General features: G+C 62.6%; 25 protein-coding genes, 1 tRNA gene and 1 pseudogene. 13 read left to right on the top strand and 14 right to left on the bottom strand.

The window, feature by feature from the left end:
* The first annotated feature begins 38 nt into the window (after positions 1-38).
* The 3 genes from N7E70_RS17265 to N7E70_RS17255 are packed head-to-tail and all read left to right on the top strand — an operon-like array spanning position 39 to position 2,424.
* Entirely contained in the window at positions 39-392 is a 354-nt protein-coding gene (locus tag N7E70_RS17265; protein WP_263007069.1) for a toxin-antitoxin system TumE family protein, read from the top strand.
* The gene (locus tag N7E70_RS17260; protein ID WP_263007068.1) at positions 389-778 is read left to right on the top strand and encodes an HVO_A0114 family putative DNA-binding protein; all 390 of its coding nucleotides are present in this window, start codon (positions 389-391) and stop codon (positions 776-778) included. The genes N7E70_RS17265 and N7E70_RS17260 overlap by 4 nt, the downstream gene beginning before the upstream one ends.
* Positions 775-2,424 carry a recombinase family protein gene (locus tag N7E70_RS17255; protein WP_263007067.1) on the top strand — a complete coding sequence of 550 codons (1,650 nt, stop codon included), beginning with the start codon at positions 775-777 and terminating at the stop codon, positions 2,422-2,424. Before N7E70_RS17260 ends, N7E70_RS17255 begins: the two co-directional genes overlap by 4 nt.
* Here the strand turns inward: N7E70_RS17255 and N7E70_RS17250 are convergent.
* Positions 2,392-2,479, bottom strand: a tRNA-Ser gene (locus tag N7E70_RS17250). The two genes, N7E70_RS17255 and N7E70_RS17250, sit on opposite strands and share 33 nt — an antisense overlap.
* Positions 2,480-2,901: 422 nt before the next feature.
* On the opposite strand from N7E70_RS17250, the gene N7E70_RS17245 reads away from it, so the two are divergent.
* The 10 genes and pseudogenes from N7E70_RS17245 (at position 2,902) to N7E70_RS17200 (ending at position 13,972) form a co-directional block, all read left to right on the top strand.
* The gene (locus N7E70_RS17245; protein ID WP_263007066.1) at positions 2,902-4,197 is read left to right on the top strand and encodes a septal ring lytic transglycosylase RlpA family protein; all 1,296 of its coding nucleotides are present in this window, start codon (positions 2,902-2,904) and stop codon (positions 4,195-4,197) included.
* 121 nt (positions 4,198-4,318) lie between these two features.
* Positions 4,319-5,485, top strand: coding sequence for a D-alanyl-D-alanine carboxypeptidase family protein (locus N7E70_RS17240; protein ID WP_263007065.1), 1,167 nt, complete (start codon positions 4,319-4,321; stop codon positions 5,483-5,485).
* A 113-nt stretch (positions 5,486-5,598) separates the two neighbouring features.
* Positions 5,599-6,270, top strand: coding sequence for a dTMP kinase (gene tmk, locus N7E70_RS17235; RefSeq protein WP_067961936.1), 672 nt, complete (start codon positions 5,599-5,601; stop codon positions 6,268-6,270).
* Positions 6,267-7,322, top strand: a complete 1,056-nt coding sequence (locus N7E70_RS17230; RefSeq protein WP_263007075.1) for a DNA polymerase III subunit delta' — start codon at positions 6,267-6,269, stop codon at positions 7,320-7,322. Before tmk ends, N7E70_RS17230 begins: the two co-directional genes overlap by 4 nt.
* Positions 7,323-7,408: 86 nt before the next feature.
* On the top strand, positions 7,409-8,950 hold the full coding sequence (metG, locus tag N7E70_RS17225) for a methionine--tRNA ligase (RefSeq protein ID WP_182576231.1): 1,542 nt from the start codon (positions 7,409-7,411) through the stop codon (positions 8,948-8,950).
* Between the two features lie 11 nt (positions 8,951-8,961).
* Complete coding sequence (locus tag N7E70_RS17220; protein WP_067961932.1) at positions 8,962-9,744, top strand: TatD family hydrolase; 783 nt, start codon at positions 8,962-8,964, stop codon at positions 9,742-9,744.
* 4 nt (positions 9,745-9,748) lie between these two features.
* Positions 9,749-10,564, top strand: a complete 816-nt coding sequence (locus N7E70_RS17215; protein WP_263007064.1) for an MBL fold metallo-hydrolase — start codon at positions 9,749-9,751, stop codon at positions 10,562-10,564.
* Positions 10,565-10,829: 265 nt separating this feature from the next.
* On the top strand, positions 10,830-11,840 hold the full coding sequence (locus N7E70_RS17210; protein ID WP_263007063.1) for an IS30 family transposase: 1,011 nt from the start codon (positions 10,830-10,832) through the stop codon (positions 11,838-11,840).
* Between the two features lie 120 nt (positions 11,841-11,960).
* Positions 11,961-13,130: pseudogene (locus N7E70_RS17205) on the top strand (ISNCY family transposase); the annotation flags it as partial.
* A 221-nt stretch (positions 13,131-13,351) separates the two neighbouring features.
* The gene (locus N7E70_RS17200) at positions 13,352-13,972 is read left to right on the top strand and encodes a class I SAM-dependent methyltransferase (protein WP_263007062.1); all 621 of its coding nucleotides are present in this window, start codon (positions 13,352-13,354) and stop codon (positions 13,970-13,972) included.
* A gap of 63 nt (positions 13,973-14,035) precedes the next feature.
* Here the strand turns inward: N7E70_RS17200 and N7E70_RS17195 are convergent, their stop codons facing one another.
* The 13 genes from N7E70_RS17195 to rpmD all read right to left on the bottom strand — a co-directional run bounded on the left by N7E70_RS17195 (position 14,036) and on the right by rpmD (position 24,016).
* Positions 14,036-14,464: a DUF6691 family protein gene (locus tag N7E70_RS17195; protein ID WP_263007061.1), complete on the bottom strand. Its 429-nt coding sequence runs from the start codon at positions 14,462-14,464 to the stop codon at positions 14,036-14,038.
* Positions 14,465-14,466: 2 nt separating this feature from the next.
* Entirely contained in the window at positions 14,467-14,895 is a 429-nt protein-coding gene (locus tag N7E70_RS17190; protein ID WP_263007060.1) for a YeeE/YedE family protein, read from the bottom strand.
* Entirely contained in the window at positions 14,888-15,244 is a 357-nt protein-coding gene (locus N7E70_RS17185) for an ArsR/SmtB family transcription factor (protein ID WP_263007059.1), read from the bottom strand. The genes N7E70_RS17190 and N7E70_RS17185 overlap by 8 nt, the downstream gene beginning before the upstream one ends.
* A gap of 248 nt (positions 15,245-15,492) precedes the next feature.
* The gene (locus N7E70_RS17180) at positions 15,493-16,803 is read right to left on the bottom strand and encodes a replication-associated recombination protein A (protein ID WP_263007058.1); all 1,311 of its coding nucleotides are present in this window, start codon (positions 16,801-16,803) and stop codon (positions 15,493-15,495) included.
* A 60-nt stretch (positions 16,804-16,863) separates the two neighbouring features.
* Complete coding sequence (locus N7E70_RS17175; RefSeq protein WP_067961915.1) at positions 16,864-18,345, bottom strand: DegQ family serine endoprotease; 1,482 nt, start codon at positions 18,343-18,345, stop codon at positions 16,864-16,866.
* 197 nt (positions 18,346-18,542) lie between these two features.
* Positions 18,543-18,971 carry a 50S ribosomal protein L17 gene (gene rplQ, locus N7E70_RS17170; RefSeq protein WP_067961913.1) on the bottom strand — a complete coding sequence of 143 codons (429 nt, stop codon included), beginning with the start codon at positions 18,969-18,971 and terminating at the stop codon, positions 18,543-18,545.
* 109 nt (positions 18,972-19,080) lie between these two features.
* Positions 19,081-20,091 (bottom strand): DNA-directed RNA polymerase subunit alpha, encoded by a 1,011-nt coding sequence (locus N7E70_RS17165; RefSeq protein ID WP_055976463.1) that lies wholly within the window; start codon positions 20,089-20,091, stop codon positions 19,081-19,083.
* A gap of 94 nt (positions 20,092-20,185) precedes the next feature.
* A complete protein-coding gene (gene rpsK / locus N7E70_RS17160; RefSeq protein WP_055976460.1) occupies positions 20,186-20,575 on the bottom strand; it encodes a 30S ribosomal protein S11 in 390 nt (129 codons plus the stop codon).
* A gap of 130 nt (positions 20,576-20,705) precedes the next feature.
* A complete protein-coding gene (gene rpsM, locus N7E70_RS17155; RefSeq protein WP_055976458.1) occupies positions 20,706-21,074 on the bottom strand; it encodes a 30S ribosomal protein S13 in 369 nt (122 codons plus the stop codon).
* A gap of 188 nt (positions 21,075-21,262) precedes the next feature.
* Positions 21,263-21,853 (bottom strand): adenylate kinase, encoded by a 591-nt coding sequence (locus N7E70_RS17150; RefSeq protein ID WP_263007057.1) that lies wholly within the window; start codon positions 21,851-21,853, stop codon positions 21,263-21,265.
* A complete protein-coding gene (gene secY, locus N7E70_RS17145) occupies positions 21,850-23,190 on the bottom strand; it encodes a preprotein translocase subunit SecY (RefSeq protein WP_067961908.1) in 1,341 nt (446 codons plus the stop codon). Before secY ends, N7E70_RS17150 begins: the two co-directional genes overlap by 4 nt.
* 133 nt (positions 23,191-23,323) lie before the next feature.
* Entirely contained in the window at positions 23,324-23,797 is a 474-nt protein-coding gene (gene rplO, locus N7E70_RS17140; RefSeq protein WP_067961906.1) for a 50S ribosomal protein L15, read from the bottom strand.
* 21 nt (positions 23,798-23,818) lie between these two features.
* Positions 23,819-24,016, bottom strand: coding sequence for a 50S ribosomal protein L30 (gene rpmD / locus N7E70_RS17135; RefSeq protein WP_067961904.1), 198 nt, complete (start codon positions 24,014-24,016; stop codon positions 23,819-23,821).
* Positions 24,017-24,036 lie beyond the last annotated feature (20 nt).

Raw genomic sequence — 24,036 nt, 5'->3', positions numbered from 1 at the left:
GGCTTGCCACCGTTAACACCAGATGGTAACAGTAAGCCATGAGCGAGGATCGTGACCAGAGCCTCGACACGCTTCTGGACCTCGACGGTCAGGTGCTTGTCGTCGATCCCGAGGGCGGCCATTGGGTGAAGTTCATCGTCACCCGTATTCCGGCCTCGCCGGAAAAGCCGCACGGCCTCGATTATTCGCTCACGCTTCACGGGCCTTCGGGCGAACGGCTGGTCGGCTTCGATAACGCCCATCCGGTCGGCCGAGGCAAGCGCGGCGAGCCGATGGACCATCGGCACCGCCTCCAGACCGTGAAGCCCTACGCCTACGAGGATGCGGCCACGCTGCTGGCCGACTTCTGGCAGGCGGTGGACGCGGTATTGAAGGAGCGAGGCGTAACATGACCACCCTGAAAGTCGGGATTGCCGGCTACGACGAAATGAAGGCCCGCACCATACGGATCGCCAAGGGCGAGGAAAAGCCGGCGGCGGACGATCCGAAGGTGTGGTTCACATCCATGGAATCCTTCGCGCAGCTCCTTTCCAGCGGGAACCGCGAGCTGCTGCGCGTCATCGACGAGCAGTCGCCCGGCTCGCTGGAGGAACTGTCGCGGATCACGGGACGGGCGAAGCCCAGCCTGTCCCGAACCCTCAAGAAGATGGCGAGCTACGGCCTGATCCGCATGGACCCCGGCGAGGGCCAGAAAGTCGTTCCCAAGGTGCTGCATGATCGTGTCGAGCTGGACTTGCCCTTGCTCGAACGCCGCGCGGCGAAAGGAGGCGCGCTATGAACATTCACTCCCCGCACGTCGCCCTGCGCGCCGCGCTCTATCTGCGCGTCTCGACGGCACGGCAGGCCGAGCATGACGTGTCGATCCCCGATCAGAAGCGGCAGGGCGAAGCCTATTGCGAGTCTCGCGGCTATCAGCTTGTGGAAACCTTCGTCGAGCCGGGCGCATCGGCGACCAACGACCGCCGCCCCGAGTTCCAGCGCATGATCGAAGCCGGGACGTCCAAGCCGCCAGCGTTCGACGTGGTGGTAGTGCATAGCTTCTCGCGCTTCTTCCGCGACGAATTTGAAATGGAATACTACTACCGAAAGCTGGCGAAGAACGGCGTCAAGCTCGTTTCCATGACGCAGGAACTTGGTGACGATCCGATCCACCAGATGATGCGGCGGATCATGTCGCTGTTCGACGAATACCAGTCGAAGGAGAACGCCAAGCACGTCCTGCGCGCCTTGAAGGAGAACGCGCGGCAAGGCTTCTGGAACGGTTCGTTGCCGCCCATCGGCTACCGCGTCGTCGATGCCGAGCAGCGCGGCACGAAGATGAAGAAGAAGCTGGAAATCGACCCGCTGCACGCCGACACCGTGCGGCTCATCTTCCGCCTCGCATCGGAAGGCGACGGCACGTCCGGCCCCATGGGCGTCAAGAACATTGTCAGCTACCTCAACAGGAACAGCATGTTCACCCGCAGCGGCGGGCGTTGGGGCATCGGCCAGCTTCACCGCGTCCTGACCCGCCGCACCTATATCGGCGAACATCGCTTCAATCGCCGGTCCAAGAAAGGCGAAGTGAAGCCCGAGGAAGAAGTCGTCACCGTCGCGGTGCCGCCGTTGATCGACCTTGAGATATTCGAGGCGGTGCAGAAGCGGTTGCAGGTCAATAATCCGAAGGTGACGCCGCCGCGCGTCGTCAGCGGCCCGAACCTGCTGACCGGCATTTGCTATTGCGGCAATTGCGGCGGGGCCATGACGCTGCGCACCGGCAAGAACGGCCGCTATCGCTATTATGCCTGTTCGATCCGGGCACGGCAGGGCGAAACCGGCTGCAAGGGCCGCGCGATCCCGATGGACAAGCTGGACCGCATCGTGGTCAGCCACATCGAGGAAAGGCTGCTGGACCCCGAGCGGATCGAAGATGTGCTCGCCTCGCTGCTGGATCGCCGGCAGGAGAGCGTCGAGCGGCGCAGCCAGCACATCGCCGAATTGAACCAGCGCGCGGCCGAGGCCGACATGCGGCTAAAGCGGCTCTATGACGCCATCGAGGCGGGTTCGCTCGACCCGGCCGAATCCGCCCTCGGCGAACGCATCGCCGGCCTTACGGCGATACGGGATCAGGCACGGGCCGACGCCGTAAGGACCGAAGCCATGCTGAAAAACTCTGCCCATAAGGGCCTTACAGGCGCGGCCGTGCGGGAACTGGCGAGCGAGGCGCGCACCGGGCTTCGGCTCGAAAAGGGCGGCTATCGGCGGGATCACGTCCGGGCTTTCGCCCAGCATGTCGAGGTTGCGGACGATGCGATCTACATCAACGGCAGCAAAAACACGCTGTTGAGGACGCTGATAGCCACTAAGGGAGGGAAATCGGCGGGAATCGGCGTTCCCGGTTTTATACCAAGGTGGCGGAGGGAGTGGGATTCGAACCCACGGTGAGTTGCCCCACGCCGGTTTTCAAGACCGGTGCCTTAAACCGCTCGGCCATCCCTCCAAACCATTGCACCCCTTCACCATTTGCCTGGGCCGACATGGTCGGGACGGCAGGCGCACGGGGCTTGCAACCATCTGGTCACGAGTGCCGCGTTTATAGCTGTCCTTGGCGCGGCGTCAACGGCGCCCGAGACATCTTTCCGCGCAATCGACGCCGCTGGCGCCGAGCAACAGGCTGATTGAAAGCAGCCGCGTCCACCTATCGAAAGCCGAGGGGGCGGCTGCGGGTCAGGCGTGGCGGTCTTTGCCGCAATTACGCCACAATCCCGCCCGTTTCGGACCACAGTCGATTAATAGGCTGGCAAGCATTAGCTGCGCAGATAGGGGACTGGGGATAGGTGCGCGAGCTAACTCCATTTTATGCGTGACGGCACTGCGATCGTTTGGCAGGGCCGGAGTAGACTGGCAGGGGACTTCACGACAATGCAGAACTCGACGCGGACGCGCCTTGGGCGCGCAGCCACGATCAGCATTCTCGCAGCGACCGCTGTGTTCATTGCCGGCTGCGCCTCCCAGAAGCCGACCACAGTCGCCGGCAAGAAGCGCTCCAAGGAATATTTCGCCGAGTCCGAATATGGCGTGAAGGCAAGTCCGCGCGTGACGACGGCGATGTCGAACCTGCCGCGCGGCGGCGGCCGCGACCAGACCGGCAAGCCCTACAAGGTGCGCGGCAAGTGGTACTATCCCAAGGAAGACAAGAACTACGCCGCAATGGGTCGAGCCTCATGGTACGGCGACGCCTTCCATGGCCGGCTGACCGCCAATGGCGAAATCTACGACATGACGCATCTGACCGCAGCGCACCCGACGATGCCGCTGCCGAGCTATGCCCGCGTCACCAACACCAAGAACGGCTCATCGGTGATCGTGCGCATCAACGATCGCGGGCCTTATTCGAACGACCGTGTCATCGACCTGTCCAAGCGCGCCGCCGAGATGCTCGACTATGCCCATAGCGGCACGGCCAAGGTGAAGGTCGAATATGTCGGCCGTGCACCGCTCGACGGCCGCGACGACCAGTACCTGCTTGCATCCTACCGCCCGGGCAAGGGCATGGCCGATCCGAGCAATGACGGCCTGCCGGCTGGCGTGATGATTGCCATGAACGGACCGACGCCGAACATTGGTGTCGGGCAGGCGGCGGCGTTTCCAGGCACGATGACCAATACAGCACCGGCCGCTGTCCAACTGGCCAGTGCTCCGGCCAACAGCCTTGCGGCTCAGGCGGTCCAGTTCGAGCAGCCAGCCATGGCGGCACAGGGACAGGGAATGATCGACGTGGTGCTGCCGGATTTCGGGCCGATCGCGCCGGAACGTCCTGACGGCATGATGGTTCCGCAGACCCGCGTGGCGCTTGCCACCATGGGTTACGCCAGCGAGACCGCAAGCGGAGCGACCAGGGCTTTCGCCGCACTGGAACGCAAGGCGATGACGTCAAGCGACATCGTCGATTCCTGGAAGCGCCTCAATCCGGGTCCGCGCGCCCAGCAGAATCTGGAAGCCTATGTCGCGGCCGGCACCTTCGAAGACGGCGCCGAAGCCCAGCGCGTCGCCAAGGCACTGTCCGCCTATGGCCGCGCCAAGGTCGAACAGTCCGACTTCGAAGGGAAGACCTGGTATTCGGTCGACGTCTATCCCGATGGCAAGACCTCGATCGACGCCATGCTGAAGGCAGCCTGGTCGCACGGCGCGCCCGACGCCTTTGCGGTTCACGACTGAGGCACGATCCTGCAAAAGAGGAACTGTGGCTATCTGCCCGGCCACGGTTGATCCCGGCGATCGAAGACTGATAGGTTCAGGACGCTCGACCGGAACGGGGCCGAACGGGGCAGTATCTCTCATGACATTCAGACTATTCGCGCCGCTCAGCTTGATGATCGGCTTGCTTACAGCGCTCGCCTTCACCGGACAGGCTGAGGCGCAGCTGTTCGAAACCAAGGCAACACAAGCCTACATGATCGATGCCGAAACCGGCACGGTGCTGTTTTCGAAAGAGCCCGACAAGGCAATGGCGCCGGCCTCGCTGGCCAAGCTGATGACCATGGAGGTGGTGTTCAACGCCATCAAGTCCGGCCGCTACAAGCTCGACGACACCTTCGCGGTGAGTGAAAACGCCTGGCGCACCGGTGGTGCGGCATCGCGGGCGTCAACGATGTTTGCCGCGGTCAAGTCGCAGATCCGCATCGAGGACCTGATCCAGGGCGTTACTGTACAACTCGCCAATGACGGCTGCATCGTGCTTGCCGAAGGCATGGCCGGCTCCGAGGCCAATTTCGCCCTGCAGATGACCGAACGCGCCCGCGAGATCGGCCTGGAGAAGTCGACATTCGTCAATTCGACCGGTTTGCCGGCGCCTGGCCAGACCACCACTGTGCGTGAGCTCGCCACGCTCGGCCTGCACATCTGGCGCACCTATCCCGAGTTCTACCGCTACTACAGCCTGCCGGAGTTCAACTGGAACAAGATCCTGCAGCGCAACCGCAACCCGCTCATCACCATGGACATCGGCGCCGACGGCATGGCTGCCGGCTTCACCGAAGGCGAAGGCTTTGCCATCGTCGGCTCGGTCAACCGAGAGGGCAGGCGGCTGTTTGCCGCCATGGCCGGCCTTGCCAGCGACCGCGAGCGCTCGGAGGAAGCACGCAAGCTGCTCGACTGGGGCATGCGATCCTTCGAGAAGTCGGAGATCTTTGCCGCCAACGAGACAGTCGGCGAAGCGCAGGTGTTTGGCGGCACCAGATCGCATGTCGCGCTGGTGGCCCAGAAGCCGATCTCGCTGTTTTTACCGATTACCAATCGCGAGCGGCTCGTGGCACGCATCGTCTATGACGGCCCGGTGGCAGCTCCGATTGCACAGGGAACGCCGATCGGCTCGCTCAAGGTCTGGATCGGCGACACGCTGAGCCAGGAAACCCCGCTCTATGCCGCAGAGGCTGTCGAAGTAGGTTCACTGCAAAGCCGCGCCCTCGACGCGGTCAAGGAACTCGCGGTCGGCTGGCTCAGATAGTTCGGGTGGACCTTTGCGGCTCTCGACGCTAGAGCTTCGGCACCTACATAAGATATGCCGTGAGGCCGTTCGTGCGGCATGACGTGCGGTGCAACGGACAGAAAGGCATTGGATTGGCGCGCGGCTTCTTCATCACATTCGAAGGCGGCGAGGGCGCAGGCAAGTCGACCCAGATCGAACGCCTGGCCAGCAAGCTTCGCGACAAGCGCTATGACATTCTGGTTACGCGTGAGCCCGGCGGCTCGCCCGGAGCCGAAGCGGTGCGCCATGTGCTGCTGTCGGGTGCCGCCGAGCCATTCGGACCGGAAATGGAAGCGCTGCTGTTTGCTGCCGCGCGCTCCGACCATGTCGAGCAGGTGATCCGACCGGCCGTCGAGCGTGGTGCCATCGTGCTGTGCGACCGCTTTCTCGATTCGTCGCGTGTCTACCAAGGGGTTACGGGCGACCTCGATCCCGACTTCATGGCGGCTGTCGAGCGCGTGGCAATCAATGGCATGATGCCCGACATGACGCTGATCCTCGATCTCGACCCAACCGAAGGCCTTCGGCGCGCCACTGCCAGGCGCGGACAGGATGTGGCCGACCGTTTCGAGAAGGAGACCGTAGAGATCCACCAGCGCCGGCGCGAGGCCTATCTGGCGATTGCCGAGAACGAACCTGAGCGATGCATCCTGATCGACGCATCGAGGGATCAGGAAGAGGTCGAGCACCAGATAACCGACGCCGTCTTCGCCGCCCTCGAGGCGCGCGCTACTGCCGGCAGCCGGGCCAGGGCCGACGCCTGATGTTCGAACGGATCGCCCCCGAACAACACGACACGCTCGACGGCATTGCCGAGCCGGCCGAAAACCCGCGCCTGTTCGGCCATGAACAGGCGGCCGCGATGCTGACCGCGGCCTATCGCTCGGGCAAGCTGCCGCATGCCCTTATCCTCGCCGGCCCGGTAGGCATCGGCAAGGCGACACTGGCCTTTCACCTCGCCAATCATCTGCTGCGTCATCCCGACTATCGCAGCGCGCCCGAAGAGCTCGCGCATCCAGACCCGAAGTCGGGACTGTTCCGCCAGGTTGCCACCGGCGCGCATCCTTCGGTGCTGCACCTGACGCGGCCGCAGAACGATAAGACCAAGGGTTTCAAGTCGGTCGTGACAGTCGACGAGATCCGAAAAGTGTCGCGTTTCCTGTCGATGACCTCGCATGATGGCGCCTACCGTGTCGTCATCGTCGATCCGGCCGACGACATGAACACCAATGCCGCCAATGCGCTGCTCAAAAACCTTGAAGAGCCGCCGGCGCGTACACTGTTCGTCCTGATCGTCCATGCGCCCGGCAGTCTGCTGCCGACGATCCGTTCGCGCTGCCAGACCATCCGCCTGACCCCGCTCGACGACAATGCGCTGCTGGCAGCCCTTGCCGGCACCGATCAGCCGGCGCCTGACGAGCCGGAGGCGCGCGCGGCACTGGTGCAGCGGGCAGGGGGCAGCGTGCGCGCTGCCATCCTGCTCACCCAGTATGGCGGGCTGGAGATCGCCGAAGCGCTTGACAGGATCGTGCGGTCCGGACGCAACGACATCGGCGCCGCGCACAAGCTCGCCGATGCGGTGGCGGGCAGGGACAGCGCCATCCAGTTCGACGTCTTCAATCGCCGCGCGCTCGACCTGCTGGCGGATACGGCGACGCAAGCTGCCTACAACTCCGACCTTTCACGGGCCAACGCCTTGTCCGATGCTTGGCACGACGCGCAAAACGCGATATCCGAGACCGAGACCTACAATCTCGACAAGAAACAACACGTCCTGGCCATGATCGACCGCTTGAATGCCGCATTGCGAATGTGACGCTCGTCCGAGCCGGATGGCAAACGCCATGCCGATGCGTTGTCTGACCGCGACCCTTTCAATCCGACATTCATGACGGCCCACCCATGTCCCGCGAAAAATTCTACATCACGACCGCGATCTCCTATCCCAACGGCAAGCCGCATATCGGCCACGCCTACGAGCTGATCGCAACCGACGCTCTTGCCCGCTTCCAGCGCCATGACGGCAAGGATGTTTTCTTCCTCACCGGCACCGACGAGCACGGCATCAAGATGCTGCAGACGGCCAACCGCGAAGGCATCACCGCGCGTGAACTGGCAGACCGCAATTCGAACGAATTCAAGAAGATGGCAACACTTCTGAATGCGTCGAACGACGATTTCATCCGCACCACCGAAGAGCGTCACTATGCTGCCTCCCAGGCGATCTGGAAGGCGATGGCTGACAAGGGCGACATCTACAAGAGCAGCTATGCCGGCTGGTATTCGGTGCGCGACGAAGCCTATTACGGCGAGGAAGAGACCGAAGTACGTCCCGACAATGTGCGCTATGGCCCGCAGGGCACGCCGGTTGAATGGGTCGAGGAGGAGAGCTACTTCTTCCGCCTGTCGGCCTATCAGGACAAGCTGCTTGCGCTCTATGACAGCAAGCCCGACTTCATCGGCCCCAACGAGCGCCGCAACGAGGTTGCGAGCTTCGTCCGTTCGGGTCTGAAGGACCTGTCGATCTCGCGCACGACATTCGACTGGGGCGTGCCGGTGCCCGGCGACGACAAGCACGTGATGTATGTCTGGGTCGACGCGCTGACCAACTACATCACGGCGCTCGGCTATCCGGACACCAGCGCCGAGAAGTGGGCTTACTGGCCTGCCGTTCATATCATCGGCAAGGACATCGTCCGCTTCCATGCCGTCTACTGGCCGGCTTTCCTGATGTCCGCCGGCATCGAGTTGCCGAAGCGGGTGTTCGGCCACGGCTTCCTGTTCAACCGCGGCGAGAAGATGTCGAAGTCGCTCGGCAACGTCGTCGATCCGTTCACCATGGTCGAGCATTATGGCCTCGACCAGGTGCGCTACTTCCTGCTGCGTGAGGTTCCGTTCGGCCAGGACGGCAGCTACAGCCACGAGGCAATCGTCAACCGCACCAATGCCGATCTCGCCAACGACCTCGGCAATCTTGCGCAGCGCTCGCTGTCGATGATCGCTAAGAACTGCAATGGCGTGGTGCCGCAGCGCGGCGAATTGGCGGAGGCCGACAAGGCGATCCTCGACCAGGCCGTGGCGGCGCTGGCGACGGCGCGCAAGGCAATGGCGGAGCAGGGCATCCACCACGCCCTCGCCGCGATCTTCGCCGTCGTTGCCGAGGCCAACCGCTACTTCGCGGCACAGGAGCCCTGGGCACTGAAGAAGACGGACCCGGCGCGCATGGAAACGGTGCTGTGGACCACGGCCGAGGTGATCCGTCGCGTCGGAATCATGTGCCAGCCGTTCATTCCGGCCTCGGCGGCGAAGCTGCTCGACCTGCTTGCCATCACCGACCGGGACTTCGTCCATGTCGACGCCGCGCATGCGCTGGTCTCGGGTGCGGCACTGCCGGCACCGCAGCCGGTGTTCCCGCGCTATGTCGAACAGGCAGCGGAAAGCTGAGGCCGGCAGAAATGTTGGTCGACAGTCATTGCCATCTCGACTTCCCCGATTTCGCCGAGGAGCGCGCCGATATCATCGCGCGCGCCAAGGCGGCGGGCGTCGAGCGGATGGTCACGATCTCGACGCGCGTGAAGCGCTTCGAACAAATCCTTGCGATCGCTGAAGAATTCGGCGAAGTTTTCTGCTCCGTCGGCACCCATCCGCACAACGCTGCGGAAGAACTCGACGTGACGACCGCAGATCTGGTCCGGCTGGCACAGCACCCGAAAGTTGTGGCGATCGGCGAGGCCGGCCTCGATTATTTCTACGACAAGTCGCCGCGTGACGCACAGGCGCAGGGCCTGCGCGTCCATATTGCAGCGTCGCGTGAAACCGGATTGCCGCTGGTCATCCACGCCCGTAACGCCGATGACGACATGGCTGATATCCTCAAGGAGGAAACAGGGAAGGGTGCCTTCCCCTTCATCCTGCACTGCTTCTCGTCAGGGGCCGAGCTGGCGCGCATCGGCGTCGCGCTTGGCGGCTATGTCTCGTTCTCCGGCATCCTGACGTTCAAGAACTCGGCCGAGCTGCGCGAAATCGCCAAGGACGTGCCGCGCGACCGGCTGCTGGTCGAAACCGATGCGCCATACCTTGCGCCGCCGCCGCATCGCGGCAAACGCAACGAGCCGGCCTTCGTGGCGCAGACGGCTGCAGTGCTGGCCGAAACCATCGGTGTCAGCGCAGCTGAAATCGCCGACATCACCACAGCCAACTTCTTCCGGCTGTTCACCAAGATGCCGAGGCCAGCCTGACGCCATGGCCGACGTGCTGCGCCTTACCATTCTGGGTTGCGGCTCGTCGCCAGGGACGCCGCGCATCACCGGGGACTGGGGCGCCTGTGACCCGACAAACCCGAAGAACAGGCGCACCCGCGCGGCCGCCATGGTCGAGCGCATTTCCGACACCGGCGTCACGCGCGTCGTCATCGACACGGGGCCGGATTTCCGCGCCCAGATGCTGGCCGCCGGCGTTCGCCACATCGACGGCGCGGTCTACACGCACCCGCATGCCGACCATATCCACGGCATTGACGACCTCCGGGGCTATGTGCTCGAGCGCGGTAGCCTCGTTGATATCTGGGCCGACGTTTTCACGCTCGACAGGCTGAAACAGGCATTTGGCTACTGCATCGAAACGCCGCCGGGCAGCTCATACCCACCGATCGTGCGGCCGCATGCGATCGCGCACGACCAACCATTCGTCATAACGGGAGAGGGGGGTGCCCTCACCTTTCTGCCGCTGCCGCAGATCCATGGCGACATCATCTCGCTCGGCTTCCGTGTCGGGCCTCTGGCCTATTGTTCCGACGTCAGTGACTTCCCTGATGCGACGGTCACATTGATAATGGGCCTGGAACTGCTCGTCGTCGACGCCTTGCAGCATAGGCCGCATGTCAGCCATCTGTCGCTCTCGGAGGCGTTGGAGTGGATCGGGAAGCTCAAACCAAGCAAGGCCGTGCTGACCCATATGCACGTGCCGCTGGACTACGCCGCCGTCATGGACGCCACGCCGGCACATGTCGAACCGGCCTATGACGGCATGACGATCGAAATGCCATTTTCGACAGAGTGATAAGCTGACAGTTTGACGCGCGCCTGAGTGGCATCGCAGCCGGCCAATAACGCGCATTGTTGACGGCGAATGCGTCCAAGCCGATCGTCAGCCAAGCTTGCAGAGACGACCGGGAACAGCAAAAACCCAGCTAATCGGCGTTTCTGAAAGGTAGACTTGTTCCATAATCTATCTTATGCGACAAACTGGTGTAACCGGGTGGGTTCTACCTTGAAGTGCGACTTTGCAGCGATACCAATAGGTTATCGCACGCAAGGAACCGCAGATGAAACGCACCTACTCGCAGATTGATCTCGATGAGCGGCGCAAGATCGCCCGCTGGCGTCAAGCCGGGGTCAGTGTCGATGTGATCGCCGAGAAACTCGGCCGGCATCGTTCGACGATTTTCCGTGAGCTGCGCAGGAATGTCTTCGAGGACGCGGAGATGCCGGATCTGACCGGCTACTTCTGTGTCGCCGCCGACAGCAAGGCCAAGGAGCGCCGTAGCCGATATCGCAAGCTGGCGCGTTTCCCGCGCCTGCGATCGGCGATCATCGAGCGGATCAAGCATGGCTGGTCGCCAGAGCAGATCGCCGGCCGGCTGCACCTCGAGAGAAGCCCGACGCGGGTCTGCCACGAGACGATCTACCGCTTTGCCTATTCGAGCGACGGCCAGGAGATGAAGCTTTGGCATTATCTGCCCGAGCGTCGGGCGCGGCGCCGGCCACGCCATGTGCGGCGACGTCACGGCCGAAGATTCAGCCCAGAACTCAGCATTCTGCACCGCCCGGACATCGTCCGGGAGCGCAAGCAGCTTGGCCACTGGGAGTGCGACCTGCTGCAGTTCCGCAAGAAGTTCGGCAAGGCCAACATCACATCATTGGTTGAACGGGTCAGCCGATTTACGGTGTTCCTGCGCAACAACGACCGGCAGTCGAAGCCAATCATGGACGGGCTGATCGATACGTTGAGCGCCCTTCCCCATGGCGCGCGGCGTTCGATCACCTTTGATCGCGGCACCGAATTCACCGACTGGCCGTATCTCCAGGCCGGGCTCGGCGTGCAAACCTGGTTCTGCGACCCACAGTCACCGTGGCAGAAAGGGTCGGTCGAAAACACCAATCGCAGAGCCCGAAAATGGCTGCCGCGAGATCTCGATCCACTGTCGGTCAACGACAGCGACCTGAAGGGCATCTGCCACCAACTCAACACGACGCCGCGCAAATGCCTCGGCTTCAAGACGCCCGCTGAAGTGTTCCGGCAAAAGATGATGACGGCGCCGAGAACGTCAGGCTAACCTGAGCCGCTGCGAAGTCGCGCTTCGACGAGAACTCACACCGCAAAGTTAGAATGTCCTGTTTCCGCAAAGTTGGAATGTCACACTCCTTGCGTCTGACCGACGCCAAGGAGATTGCGGATGGGATTGATTGCGATGAGCGAACGCGATCTGCAGCGGATCGAGGTTTTGTCGAAGGTGGTCGACGGCCGCATGACGATGGTTTCGGCTTCGCATGTCCTGGGCTTGAGCACGCGTCAGGTTCGCCGGCTGTTGGAGCGGATCCGGACGGATGGTGCGGCATCGATCCGGCACAAGGCGATCGGCCGGCCCTCCAACAACCGGATTTGTGACGGCGTGCGCGACTATGCCGTGGCGATCGTGCGCGAGCGCTATGTCGATTTCGGTCCGACGCTGGCCGCCGAGAAGCTGGCCGAGCGCGACGGGCTGACGGTGTCACGCGAGACCTTGCGCCAATGGATGTCGGAGGCCGGTCTGTGGCTGTCGCGCAAGCAGCGCCGGACGTTTCATCAGCCGCGGTTGCGGCGCGAGGCCTACGGTGAACTGGTGCAAATCGATGGATCCGAGCATCGTTGGTTCGAGGATCGCGGTGCCCCATGTTCATTGCTGGTGTTCATCGATGATGCGACCGGCAAGCTGATGCAGTTGCGCTTTGTACGCTCGGAAAGTGCGTTCAGCTATTTCGAGGCGCTCGCGTTCTATCTGAAGGCGCATGGTGCTCCGGTCGCCTTCTATTCCGACAAGCATTCGGTGTTCCGGGTGGCGAAGAAGGATGCCAAGGGCGGCCAGGGCATGACCCAGTTCGGGCGGGCACTTTGCGAGCTAAACATCGAGATTCTTTGCGCAAATTCCAGTCAGGCCAAGGGACGGGTCGAACGGATGAACCGGACGCTATAGGACCGTTTGATTAAGGATCTGCGCCTGGAGGGCATCTGCGGGATGGACGACGGCAACGCTTTCCTGCCTCGGTTCATGGAGGGCTATAACCGGCAGTTTGCCATTACTCCTGCCCGACCTGATGATCTACATCGGTCGCTGAGCCTCGCGCCGGATCGGCTGCGCGACGTCCTGTGCAAACGTGAGCAGCGCTATGTCGGCACGCAACTGACCTTCTCCTACGAGCGCCAGCGGATCATGCTGGACGAGAACGAGGTGACGCGCGGACTGGTCGGGCGCTATGTCGAGACCTACGCCTATGCCGACGGCCAGCTGGATGTGCGCTGGAAGGGGCATTCCCTGCCCTACCGGGTGTTCGACAAGGATCAGCGGGTGACGCATGCGGCGATCACCGCCCCGCTCTGCCCTTGCAACCCGGACCAGCCGGTCAGAGCGGGGCTGATTGTCGTGCCGTGTGGCAGCCTGAAGTGACATTTCTACTTTGCGCCAATGCGGACATTTCAACCTGGCCGCCACAACTGGTGTGCCCGTCGGTGGAGCCAAATCATGTCCCCTTTGACGTCCAAACGGTGGCAAGATGGTCGAATGCCGCAGGATTTGACTGGAGCCACGCTGTGAGCGACGACCGGGCCTCCCATTGGGAGACAATCTACCAAACCAAGGCGCAAAACACCGTCAGCTGGTATCAGCAGTCACCGGAACCGTCGCTGACGCTGATCGAGCTCGTCGGCGCCGCACCGGGATCAGCTGTCATCGACGTCGGCGGCGGCGCCTCGCATCTCGTCGATGTGTTGCTCGGTCGAGGCTTTGACGACGTCACCGTGCTCGACATCTCGCAGGCAGCACTTGATGCCGACCGCACGCGCCTCGGACCGGACGCAAGCCGCGTCACCTGGATCCGCAGCGACGTGACCGCCTGGGAGCCGAACACCGACTACGACATCTGGCATGACCGTGCCGCATTTCACTTCCTCGTCGACGTTGGCGATCAGGCTACCTATGCCACTGTGTTGAAGCGTGCGCTGAAGCCCGGGGGCCATGCGATCATTGGCACTTTCGCGCCTGACGGTCCCGAGAAATGTAGCGGGCTGCCGATCGTCAGGCACAATGCCGAAAGCATCGGCACATTGCTGGGTGACGGCTTCAAGCTGATCGACACCCGCCGTCACGAACACAAGACGCCGTGGGACAGTGTTCAGCTGTTCCAGTTCAGCACGTTCCGCAAACGAGCCTGACGATCGCCCTGCCCGTATATTAGCCACAGCAGAACCTGGAACTCGCAGTGACGCGACCGCAGATCATGCGGGCGCCGCGACGCGTCTTGACGCAACCTTCCTAGCCAGGCACATGCCTGCGAACATCATTGGGAGGAAGGCATAGGCGCCGACGGCTCCGAGCAGCGTTGCCGTCAGCGCCGGCCCCGGACAAAAGCCGCCAAGACCCCAGCCAATGCCGAAGGTGGCCGATCCCAGGAGCAGCGGCCGGTCGATTTTTTTCATCGTTGGCAGTTGGAACGAGGTTGCTGCCAATGGCTTCTGGCGTTTGAATACAAGGCGGTAGCCGACGAATGCAGTGACGACGGCGCCGCCCATGACGAAGGCCAGTGATGGGTCCCAGGTGCCCGCCAGATCAAGGAAATCCAATACCTTGGCTGGGTCGGACATCCCTGAAACGATGAGCCCTATGCCGAACAGCAGGCCAAGCGCGAGATTGACGACAAAGGGCATGGTCAGGCTCCCAAGACGTGCCGGACGACGAAAACCGTGGCGAAGGCCGTCGCCATGAAGGTGATGGTCGCCACAAGCGACCGTATGGACAGCCGCGACAGCCCGCAGACACCGTGTCCGCTGGTGCAGCCGCTGCCATAGACGGAACCGAACCCAACCAGCAGGCCGGCGACGGCCATCAGCGGCAGGTTCGAAGACACGGTCTGGAGCACCTCGTTGCCGGTCACGAGCATGTAGATCAGGGGTGCCGCGACCACGCCGAGAACGAAGCCAGAGCGCGAAAGGAAGGCACCGTCGGCATAGGGCGGCAACAGGCGGCTGGCGATGCCGCTGATGCCTGTAATGCGCCCTTCCCAGGCCATCAGCAGGACGGCGGACAGGCCGATCAGGACGCCGCCTATTGTCGACGCGATGGGGGTGAATTCAGTCATTCTTCCTGCTTTCGTTTGGAGTTGCCGAGGCCGTCGGCGCACAGAACATGCGGTAGAGCAGCGCCACGGTCTCCGTGACGCGCTCATCCGCCAAGCGGTAGAAGACCGACTTCGATTCCTTGCGGCCGGCGATCAATCCGGCATCACGCAGCTCGGCGAGCTGCTGCGAAAGGCCCGGTTGGCGGATGCCGAGGCTATCCTCGAGGTCGCGCACCGAACGCTCGCCCTGGACAAGCGCACAGACGATCATCAGGCGGTTGGGGTTGGCGAGCTTCTTCAGAAATTCTGACGCTTCCCCTGCCCGTTCAAGCAGCTCGGATATCGCCTTGTCGGGTTCGGGATCTGCCATGTCGACCTTACTTCGCCGGCACGCCGTTTCTGCCCTGCGCTGGCGGGCTGGCTCGAGCGCCGCGTTTCGAGGCATCCCCACAATGGCGTTGCCATTACGCTTACGTACATATGATTGCATTTTACTGCAATCATTGTCTCGCAATAATTGGTAGAGCGGAGCCCGCCCGATGGACACCCGCAAGCGACGTCTGGAAATGGTGGCCGGACCTGCGTCCAGGCAGGATCAGGATACGCAGCCTACCAGGCCTAATCGTCGGACTGGCTGCGATTGGCCTTGTTGCGCGCCCAGAACTCGAGCCGCTTCTTGATGTCGCGTTCAAAGCCGCGTTCATTGGGCGCGTAGAATTCCGGACGGTTGGCGCCAGCTAGCTCATCCGGCATGAATTCCTGGCCCGAAAACGCGTCGGGATAATCGTGGTCGTACTTGTAGCCCTCGTGGTAGCCGAGTTCCTTCATCAGCTTGGTCGGGGCGTTGAGGATGTGCTTTGGTGGCGCCAGAGAACCGGTCTGCTGGGCCATGGCAATCGCCTGGTTGAAACCCATATAGGACGCGTTCGACTTGGGCGCCGTCGCTACATAGGTGATCGCCTGGGCCATGAACAGGCGCCCTTCCGGCCACCCTACCCGCTCGAACGCCGTCCAGGCAGCGATGACCTGCGGCATCGCCTGCGGGTCGGCCATGCCGACGTCTTCGGATGCGGCGCAAGCCAGGCGGCGGAAAATCGTCGCCGGAGATTCGCCGCCGACAACCATGCGCGCTGCCCAGTAGAGCGACGCCTGCACGTCGCTGCCGCGCAGGCTTTTATGGAAGCAGCTGAGCATGTTGTAGTGCTCTTCCTGCCCCTTGTCGTAGACCGGAGCACGCTTCTGCACCGTCTCGGCGAGGCCGCCGACATCGAGCACCACGCCTGAAGGCAGCGCGAGCAGCTCCTCGCAGAGCCCGATCAGGTAGCGCCCATCGCCATCCGCCATGGTCAGAAGTGTATCACGCGCGTCAGCGTCCAGCGGCAGCTTCCTGCCGGCATGCGCCTCGGCCCGGTCGGCCAGGATGGCAAGGTCAGGCTTCTCGAAACGCTTGAGCGTGTAGACCTTGGCACGCGACAGCAGAGCCGCAACAAGGCTGAAGCTCGGGTTCTCCGTCGTCGCACCGATCAGCACGATGGTGCCGTCCTCGACATGCGGCAGCAGCGCGTCCTGGGTGGTTCTGTTGAAGCGGTGGAGCTCATCAACGAACACCACCGTCTGGCGCCCTGCCCCGCTGCGCAGCTGCCTGGCAGCGTCCACGACCTTCCTGAGGTCGGCGACACCAGAGAGAACCGCTGAGAGCTGAACAAAATCGAGACCGATTTCCTTGGCGACCAGCCGGGCAATTGTCGTCTTGCCGACGCCTGGCGGCCCCCAGAGGATGAAGGACGATGCCTTTTTCGACTTGACCATGCGGCCGATCGGACCATCGGGACCGAGGATATGGTCCTGACCGATGACCTCGCTGAGGCTTTGCGGACGCAATGTCTCGGCAAGCGGGCGCGGCACGACCTCGTCGAAGAGAGAGCTCATGCGGTGGCCCTCCCCACGATCCAGCTATGTGCCACGTCCAGTTCGAGCATGGTCAAACGCTCAGTAGCGCAGCATCTGCCGCATGATGCGGCCGTCGCGCTCGACGGTGAAGCGCCACCAGCGTGTATCCTCTTCGGAAAGCAGCTTGAGCTTCTCTGCGGTGTCGATCGTTTCACCGTTGAGCTCGCGCACGATGTCGCCGGCCTGGAAGCCGAAACCGGCGGCCGCCGAGCCGCCGTCAACGCCGACAATCACGACGCCTTTGGTGTCGGTCGCAACGCGCAGGCGCTGAGCCAGGCGCGGCGACAGCACGGCGACCTTGGCGCCGGCAAACGGGCTGCGGCCGCCCAGCAACACCTCGTTCGTGCTGGCGCCTTCCGGCGCGCGCTCGAGCGCCACTTCAACGGCCTTTTCCTCGCCCTTGGTCAGAACCGACAGCGTCGCCTTGCCGCCGATCGGCTGGGTCGCCAGGCGATAGTCGAGCGCTTCCATATGCTCGATGGCGGCTCCGTTGAACGACAGAACGACATCGCCGGGCTTGAGGCCGGCGCGTGCCGCCGGACCGTTTTCGTCGACGGACGAAATCAGCGCGCCGGAAGGATGGTCCATGCCGAGCGATTCTGCGATCTGTGGCGTCACCGGCTCGAACGAGGCACCAATGAACGGCCGTTCGAAGAACTCCGCGCCGCCCTTGGCCGCCTCGGTGAAGGCGCGCACCATATTGGAGGGAATGGCGAAGCCGATGCCGATCGAGCCGCCGGTGCGGCTGAAGATCGCCGTGTTGATGCCGATCAACTGGCCGCCCATATTGATCAGCGCGCCACCGGAATTGCCCGGATTGATGGCGGCGTCGGTCTGGATGAAGAAGCCGGAATCGGAGACGCCGATATGCGTGCGGGCCAGTGCCGAGACGATGCCGCTGGTCGTGGTCTGGCCAACGCCGAAGGGATTGCCGATGGCAAGAACGAGATCGCCAACCTGTAGCGCGTCGGAATCGCCGATGGCGATCGTCGGAAACGGCTTGTCGGAATCGATCTTCAGCACGGCAAGGTCGAGCGAGTCGTCCTTGAGCAGAACTTTTGAGGTGAATTCACGGCCATCCGACAGAGCGACCTTCACCTGGTCGGCGTCCTGGACGACGTGATTGTTGGTGACGACGATGCCGCTCGCATCGACCAGTACCCCGGAACCGAGCGAGGAGCGATTGCGCGGCGCGCCACGGCCGAAGAATTGCTCGAAGAATGGATCGCCCTCAAAGGGCGAGCGTGCCTTCACCTGCTTGGAAGCATAGACGTTGACCACTGCGGCAGACGTATCCTTGACCAGCGGCGCGAAGGAAAGCTGCATCTCCTCGCGGCCGAAGGGCACGCGACGGTCGGGGCCGGGCGTGGCCGTGCCATCCTTGCCGCCGTTCAAAAGGTCCGTCAGCACATCCGACAGGCCGGGATCCTCGGCGGGCTTGGTGGCCTCCTGGGCCGATACACCACCTGCAACGGCCATCCAGGCACACAGCGCAAGCAGCAAATAACGTTTCGCACGCATTGCGAATCCTCCAACGTCTAGTCGGCGCCATTGTCGCGACGATTGTGCAAATTGAAAGGCTGTATGCGCGCGAAAGCGCTTATTTCCGCATAGTTGGCGCGGGATGCAGAACAACCGCTGCAGCCTTTTCTGGCGGGTCGCCCAAAACAAAAGGGGCCGCGAGGGCCCCTTCGGTTCAAAACAACGATGCGGGCTACTTATGCAGCTTCAGCTTCGTTGGCAGCTTCGGCTTCGAGGCGAACGCGGTCGCCGGCGCCCTTGGCGGAGGTGTCGCGATCGACGAACTCGATGACTGCCATGGCGGCGTTGTCACCGCGGCGGAAGCCAGCCTTCATGATGCGCAGGTAGCCGCCGTTGCGGGTGGCGTAACGCGGCGCGACGACGTCGAACAGACGCTTCACGACGTTTTCGTTGCCGATCTGGGCGATCACCTGGCGGCGGGCATGCAGGTCGCCGCGCTTGCCGAGCGTCACCAGCTTCTCGACGATCGGACGCAGGTCCTTCGCCTTTTCGAGCGTGGTCACGATCTGCTCGTGCTCGATCAGCGAGACCGAGAGGTTGGCGAACATGGACTTGCGGTGGCTTACGCTGCGGGCGAAGCGACGGCCTTTGAAACCGTGGCGCATGGCTCTTTTCCTTCTTCAGTTGTTCAAGAGGCCACGGCCTCTGATGGTTTTCCGCAAGGCCGTCGGACCGGAATATCCGGTCCTAGGAACCTTGCTCGACTAAGTCGTCTTAGTACTGGTCTTCGTATCGCTTGGCGAGGTCTTCGATGTTTTCCGGCGGCCAGTCCTGCACTTCCATACCGAGGTGCAGGCCCATCGCGGCCAGAACTTCCTTGATCTCGTTGAGCGACTTGCGGCCGAAATTCGGAGTACGCAGCATTTCTGCTTCCGTCTTCTGGATCAGGTCGCCGATGTAAACGATGTTGTCGTTCTTCAGACAGTTGGCCGAACGGACCGAAAGCTCCAGTTCGTCGACCTTCTTGAGCAGCGCCGGATTGAAGGCAAGCTCGGTAACGGCCTCGGCTGCAACTTCCTTCTGCGGCTCGTCGAAGTTGACGAACAGAGCGAGCTGGTCCTGCAGGATGCGAGCAGCGAAAGCCACCGCGTCCTCACCGGTGATCGAACCGTCGGTCTCGATAGTCATGGTCAGCTTGTCGTAGTCCAGAACCTGGCCCTCGCGGGTGTTCTCGACCTTGTACGAAACCTTCTTGACCGGCGAGTAGAGGCTGTCGACCGGGATGAGGCCGATCGGAGCATCTTCTGCGCGGTTGCGTTCAGCCGGGACGTAGCCCTTGCCGGTGTCGACGGTGAACTCCATACGGATCTCCGCACCCTCGTCGAGCGTGCAGATGACGTGGTCGGGGTTCAGGATCTCGACGTCGCCGACCGTCTGGATGTCGCCGGCGAGCACGGCACCGGGGCCCTGCTTGCGAACGACCATGCGCTTCGGGCCGTCGCCTTCCATGCGGATGGCGATTTCCTTGATGTTGAGCACGATATCGGTGACGTCCTCACGAACGCCGCCGATGGACGAGAACTCATGCAGCACGCCGTCGATCTGGACGGCAGTGACGGCAGCGCCGCGAAGCGACGACAACAGCACGCGACGGAGCGCGTTGCCCAGTGTCAGGCCGAAGCCACGCTCGAGCGGTTCGGCGACGAGCGTGGTCAGCGTCTTCTTCTTGGACGAGAACTCGATCTTGTTTGGCTTGATCAGTTCCTGCCAGTTTTTCTGGATCATATTCGCTTCCTTCCGTTGCCCCGCCACCATCCAATCGTGGCGGGCGACCTGGAAACCGTAACGAGCGCCCAAGGCGCTCGCACGGGGTGAAATATTAGACGCGACGCTTCTTGCGCGGGCGGCAGCCGTTGTGCGGGATCGGCGTCACGTCGCGGATCGACGTGATGGTGAAACCCGCAGCCTGGAGCGCGCGCAGCGCCGATTCACGACCCGAACCCGGACCGCAGACTTCGACCTCGAGCATACGCATGCCATGTTCCTGGGCCTTCTTGGCGCAGTCTTCGGCAGCCATCTGCGCAGCGAACGGGGTCGACTTGCGCGAACCCTTGAAACCCTGTGCACCGGCCGACGACCAGGCAATCGTGTTGCCCTGCGCATCGGAGATGGTGATCATGGTGTTGTTGAAGGTCGAATTCACGTGGGCGACGCCCGACGAGATGTTCTTGCGTTCGCGACGACGAACGCGAGCGGCTTCCTTAGCCATGGTAGTCCTTTCAGTTGATCTCTTCACCGCCGTAATACCAGCGGCTACACCAGCCTGCTTTTAAGGTGTCAGGCCGAACACCCGCCCATAAAAGGCGAAACCGGCGGGCCGAAACCCGCCGGGAACGAAATTACTTCTTCTTACCGGCAATTGCCTTGGCCGGGCCCTTGCGGGTGCGCGCATTGGTATGCGTGCGCTGGCCGCGGACCGGAAGCGACCGGCGGTGACGCAGGCCGCGGTAGCAGCCGAGGTCCATCAGGCGCTTGATGTTGATCGAAACTTCGCGGCGCAGATCGCCTTCGACCTGGTAGTCGCGGTCGATGGTCTCGCGGATCGACAGGACTTCAGCATCGGTCAGCTGGTTGACGCGGCGCTCAGCCGGGATGCCGACCTTCTCGACGATCTCCTGGGCGAACTTCTTGCCAATGCCGTGAATGTACTGAAGCGCAATCACAACGCGCTTGTTGGTCGGGATGTTGACGCCGGCTATACGAGCCATTTTCTCACTCCATTTGGGCCGGACTGTGCCGGCGCTTCAAGTTGCCCCGCGTCCGGTGGAGGCCGGCCCATGCGGGTTTTCCGTATCAATATGACTGTGCACCCTAACGGGCAAACAACATCATGTCTGAATGGAAGACGGGCCGCCATACGCCAGTACGGCCCGTCAGTCAAGCACGACGGCTGTTTTTAGTGCGTGACCGCTGCGATGACAGCTTCAATCTGCGCGGTAACGTCGTCCATGTCGGCCATGCCGTCGACCTGCTTGAGCAGGTCGTTGGCGTAGTAGTAGCCGATCAACGGCGCCGTCTTCTTGTAGTACTCGCGCAAGCGTTCTTCGAACACCTCGGCATTGTCGTCCTTGCGAACCGGTTGGCCAGCAGCCTGTGCTTCCTCGGCGCGCTTCAGAATCCGGCCAACGAGTGCCTTGTCGTCGACGACGAGCTCGATCACCACGTCGAGATGCAGGCCGCGTTCGGCCAGCATGTCAGCGACTGCATCGGCCTGCGCCAGCGTGCGCGGGTAACCGTCGAGGATGAAACCCTTGGCGCAGTCGTCCTGGTCGATTCGCTCGGCGACGATGGCATTGACGATCTCGTCCGAAACCAGCTCGCCGGCGTCCATGACAGCCTTTGCGCGCTTGCCAACTTCCGTCTCGGCCTTCACTGCGGCCCGCAACATGTCACCAGTGGAAAGCTGCGGGATACCGTGCTTTTCAACCAGCCTCTGCGCCTGAGTGCCCTTCCCCGCCCCGGGCGGTCCCAGCAAAATAAGCTTCATCTTCCCCTCTTACCTCCACGGAGCTTCGACTTCTTGATCAGCCCCTCGTACTGGTGGGCGATCAGGTGACCCTGAATCTGCGCCACGGTATCAAGGGTTACATTGACCACGATCAGAAGCGAAGTACCACCAAGGTAGAACGGAACGCCGGTTGCCGAAATCAGGAACTCGGGCATCAAGCAGATGACGACCAGGTAGGCAGCGCCGATGACGGTGACGCGGGTCAGCACGTAGTCGATATATTCCGCCGTGCGTTCGCCGGGGCGATAGCCGGGGATGAAGCCCGAATGCTTCTTCAGCTGGTCGGCAGTGTCCTTCGGATTAAAGACGATTGCCGTGTAGAAGAAGGCAAAAAAGACGATCATCGCGGCGTAGAGCAGCATGTAGAGCGGCTGACCATGGCCGAGAGCGGCCATGACAGTGCTCACCCAGCCGGGCAGCGTTGCGGTGTTCGAGAAGCCCGCGACGGTCGCCGGCAACAGCAGCAGCGACGAGGCGAAGATCGGAGGAATAACGCCTGCGGTGTTCAGCTTCAGCGGCAGGTGCGACGTATCGCCCTGGAACATCCGATTGCCGACCTGGCGCTTCGGATACTGGATCAAAAGGCGACGCTGCGCACGCTCGAAGAAGACGATCAGGGCAATGACGACGATCGCCAGAACGATGATCGCGAGAATCAGGCCGGTCGACAGAGCACCGGTGCGGCCGAGTTCCAGCGTGCCGCTGATGGCGCTCGGCAGGCCTGCGACGATGCCGGCGAAGATGATCAGTGAAATGCCGTTGCCGATGCCGCGCGCGGTGATCTGCTCGCCGAGCCACATCAGGAACATTGTGCCGCCGACAAGCGTGATGACCGTCGAGGCACGGAAGAACATGCCCGGATCGGTAACGATGCCGTTGCCGCCCTCAAGGCCGGCGGAAATGCCATAAGCCTGGACGACCGCCAGCAGCACGGTGCCGTAGCGGGTGTACTGGTTGATGATCTTGCGGCCCTGCTCGCCTTCCTTCTTCAGCGCTTCAAGCGACGGCACGACCGACGTCATGAGCTGCATGATGATGGAAGCGGAGATGTAGGGCATGATGCCGAGCGCAAAGAGCGCCATGCGCTCGACAGCACCACCGGCAAACATGTTGAAGATGCCGAGCACGCCGCGGCTCTGCTGGGTGAAAGCCTGCGCGAATGCGTCGGGGTTGATTCCCGGAAGCGGAATGTAGGTACCGAGGCGGTAGACCAAAAGCGCGCCAAGCGTGAACCAGATGCGCTTCTTGAGGTCTTCGGCCTTGGCGAAGGCTGCGAAATTCAGATTGGATGCTAGTTGTTCAGCAGCCGATGCCATTCAGGGTACTCCGCTTGGTCACGCCGAAATGCCGCGATGGGCGCGGCGCGTGTCACCGAAGCCACGAGATAGGCTCCGGGAGGCAAACATGCAAGCGGCGGTATCTCTACCGCCGCTTACTTTGCAAAGCCTTTTACTCGGCGGCTGCCACTTCAGGCAGCTTCACCGATCCTCCAGCCTTTTCGATCTTCTCGATCGCCGGCTTGGAAGCGCCGGCAACATCAAAGGCCACCTTGGCCTTGAGTTCGCCGTCGCCGAGGATGCGGACGCCGTCCTTGACGCGGCGAATCACGCCGGCCTTGACGAGCGCCTCACCGGTCACGGTCTCCTTTGCGTCGAGCTTCTTGGCATCGATCGCGGCCTGGATGCGGGCCAGCGAAACGGTGACGAAGCTCTTTGCAAAGATGTTGGTGAAGCCGCGCTTCGGCAGGCGACGGTAGAGCGGCATCTGGCCACCCTCGAAGCCGTTGATCGCGACGCCCGAACGAGCCTTCTGGCCCTTCACGCCGCGGCCGCCGGTCTTGCCGGAGCCGGAGCCGATACCACGGCCAAGACGTTTCTTGGAGTGGGTCGCGCCGGCGTTGTCACGCAGATCGTTGAGTTTCATCTTCTATCTCCTGCGCTCGGCTTACGCCTCGTCCACAACGCGGACGAGGTGCTGGACAGCTGCGATCATGCCACGCACCGAAGGAGTATCCTCCAGCGTGCGCTTGCGATGCATCTTGTTGAGGCCGAGGCCGACCAGCGTTGCGCGCTGTTCCTTCGGACGACGGATCGGGCTGCCGATCTGCTCGACGGTGATGGTCTTGGTTGCTTTCTTGGCCATGGTCATTGTCCCTGGTCAGC

Source organism: Aminobacter sp. NyZ550 (assembly GCF_025628925.2).
GTDB classification, from domain to species: Bacteria; Pseudomonadota; Alphaproteobacteria; order Rhizobiales; family Rhizobiaceae; genus Aminobacter; species Aminobacter ciceronei.
Note: the sequence above shows the minus strand (reverse complement) of the source record. Positions and strands in the feature narration are given on the sequence as shown.

What these genes read in the sequence shown, in the direction of transcription:
- N7E70_RS17265 (WP_263007069.1), top strand. Translation starts at nt 39, where the DNA reads ATGAGCGAGGATCGTGACCAGAGCCTCGACACGCTTCTGGACCTCGAC.
- N7E70_RS17260 (WP_263007068.1), top strand. Translation starts at nt 389, where the DNA reads ATGACCACCCTGAAAGTCGGGATTGCCGGCTACGACGAAATGAAGGCC.
- N7E70_RS17255 (WP_263007067.1), top strand. Translation starts at nt 775, where the DNA reads ATGAACATTCACTCCCCGCACGTCGCCCTGCGCGCCGCGCTCTATCTG.
- N7E70_RS17245 (WP_263007066.1), top strand. Translation starts at nt 2,902, where the DNA reads ATGCAGAACTCGACGCGGACGCGCCTTGGGCGCGCAGCCACGATCAGC.
- N7E70_RS17240 (WP_263007065.1), top strand. Translation starts at nt 4,319, where the DNA reads ATGACATTCAGACTATTCGCGCCGCTCAGCTTGATGATCGGCTTGCTT.
- metG (WP_182576231.1), top strand. Translation starts at nt 7,409, where the DNA reads ATGTCCCGCGAAAAATTCTACATCACGACCGCGATCTCCTATCCCAAC.
- N7E70_RS17220 (WP_067961932.1), top strand. Translation starts at nt 8,962, where the DNA reads ATGTTGGTCGACAGTCATTGCCATCTCGACTTCCCCGATTTCGCCGAG.
- N7E70_RS17215 (WP_263007064.1), top strand. Translation starts at nt 9,749, where the DNA reads ATGGCCGACGTGCTGCGCCTTACCATTCTGGGTTGCGGCTCGTCGCCA.
- N7E70_RS17210 (WP_263007063.1), top strand. Translation starts at nt 10,830, where the DNA reads ATGAAACGCACCTACTCGCAGATTGATCTCGATGAGCGGCGCAAGATC.
- N7E70_RS17195 (WP_263007061.1), bottom strand. Translation starts at nt 14,464, where the DNA reads ATGCCCTTTGTCGTCAATCTCGCGCTTGGCCTGCTGTTCGGCATAGGG.
- N7E70_RS17190 (WP_263007060.1), bottom strand. Translation starts at nt 14,895, where the DNA reads ATGACTGAATTCACCCCCATCGCGTCGACAATAGGCGGCGTCCTGATC.
- N7E70_RS17185 (WP_263007059.1), bottom strand. Translation starts at nt 15,244, where the DNA reads ATGGCAGATCCCGAACCCGACAAGGCGATATCCGAGCTGCTTGAACGG.
- N7E70_RS17180 (WP_263007058.1), bottom strand. Translation starts at nt 16,803, where the DNA reads ATGAGCTCTCTCTTCGACGAGGTCGTGCCGCGCCCGCTTGCCGAGACA.
- N7E70_RS17175 (WP_067961915.1), bottom strand. Translation starts at nt 18,345, where the DNA reads ATGCGTGCGAAACGTTATTTGCTGCTTGCGCTGTGTGCCTGGATGGCC.
- rplQ (WP_067961913.1), bottom strand. Translation starts at nt 18,971, where the DNA reads ATGCGCCACGGTTTCAAAGGCCGTCGCTTCGCCCGCAGCGTAAGCCAC.
- N7E70_RS17165 (WP_055976463.1), bottom strand. Translation starts at nt 20,091, where the DNA reads ATGATCCAGAAAAACTGGCAGGAACTGATCAAGCCAAACAAGATCGAG.
- rpsK (WP_055976460.1), bottom strand. Translation starts at nt 20,575, where the DNA reads ATGGCTAAGGAAGCCGCTCGCGTTCGTCGTCGCGAACGCAAGAACATC.
- rpsM (WP_055976458.1), bottom strand. Translation starts at nt 21,074, where the DNA reads ATGGCTCGTATAGCCGGCGTCAACATCCCGACCAACAAGCGCGTTGTG.
- N7E70_RS17150 (WP_263007057.1), bottom strand. Translation starts at nt 21,853, where the DNA reads ATGAAGCTTATTTTGCTGGGACCGCCCGGGGCGGGGAAGGGCACTCAG.
- secY (WP_067961908.1), bottom strand. Translation starts at nt 23,190, where the DNA reads ATGGCATCGGCTGCTGAACAACTAGCATCCAATCTGAATTTCGCAGCC.
- rplO (WP_067961906.1), bottom strand. Translation starts at nt 23,797, where the DNA reads ATGAAACTCAACGATCTGCGTGACAACGCCGGCGCGACCCACTCCAAG.
- rpmD (WP_067961904.1), bottom strand. Translation starts at nt 24,016, where the DNA reads ATGGCCAAGAAAGCAACCAAGACCATCACCGTCGAGCAGATCGGCAGC.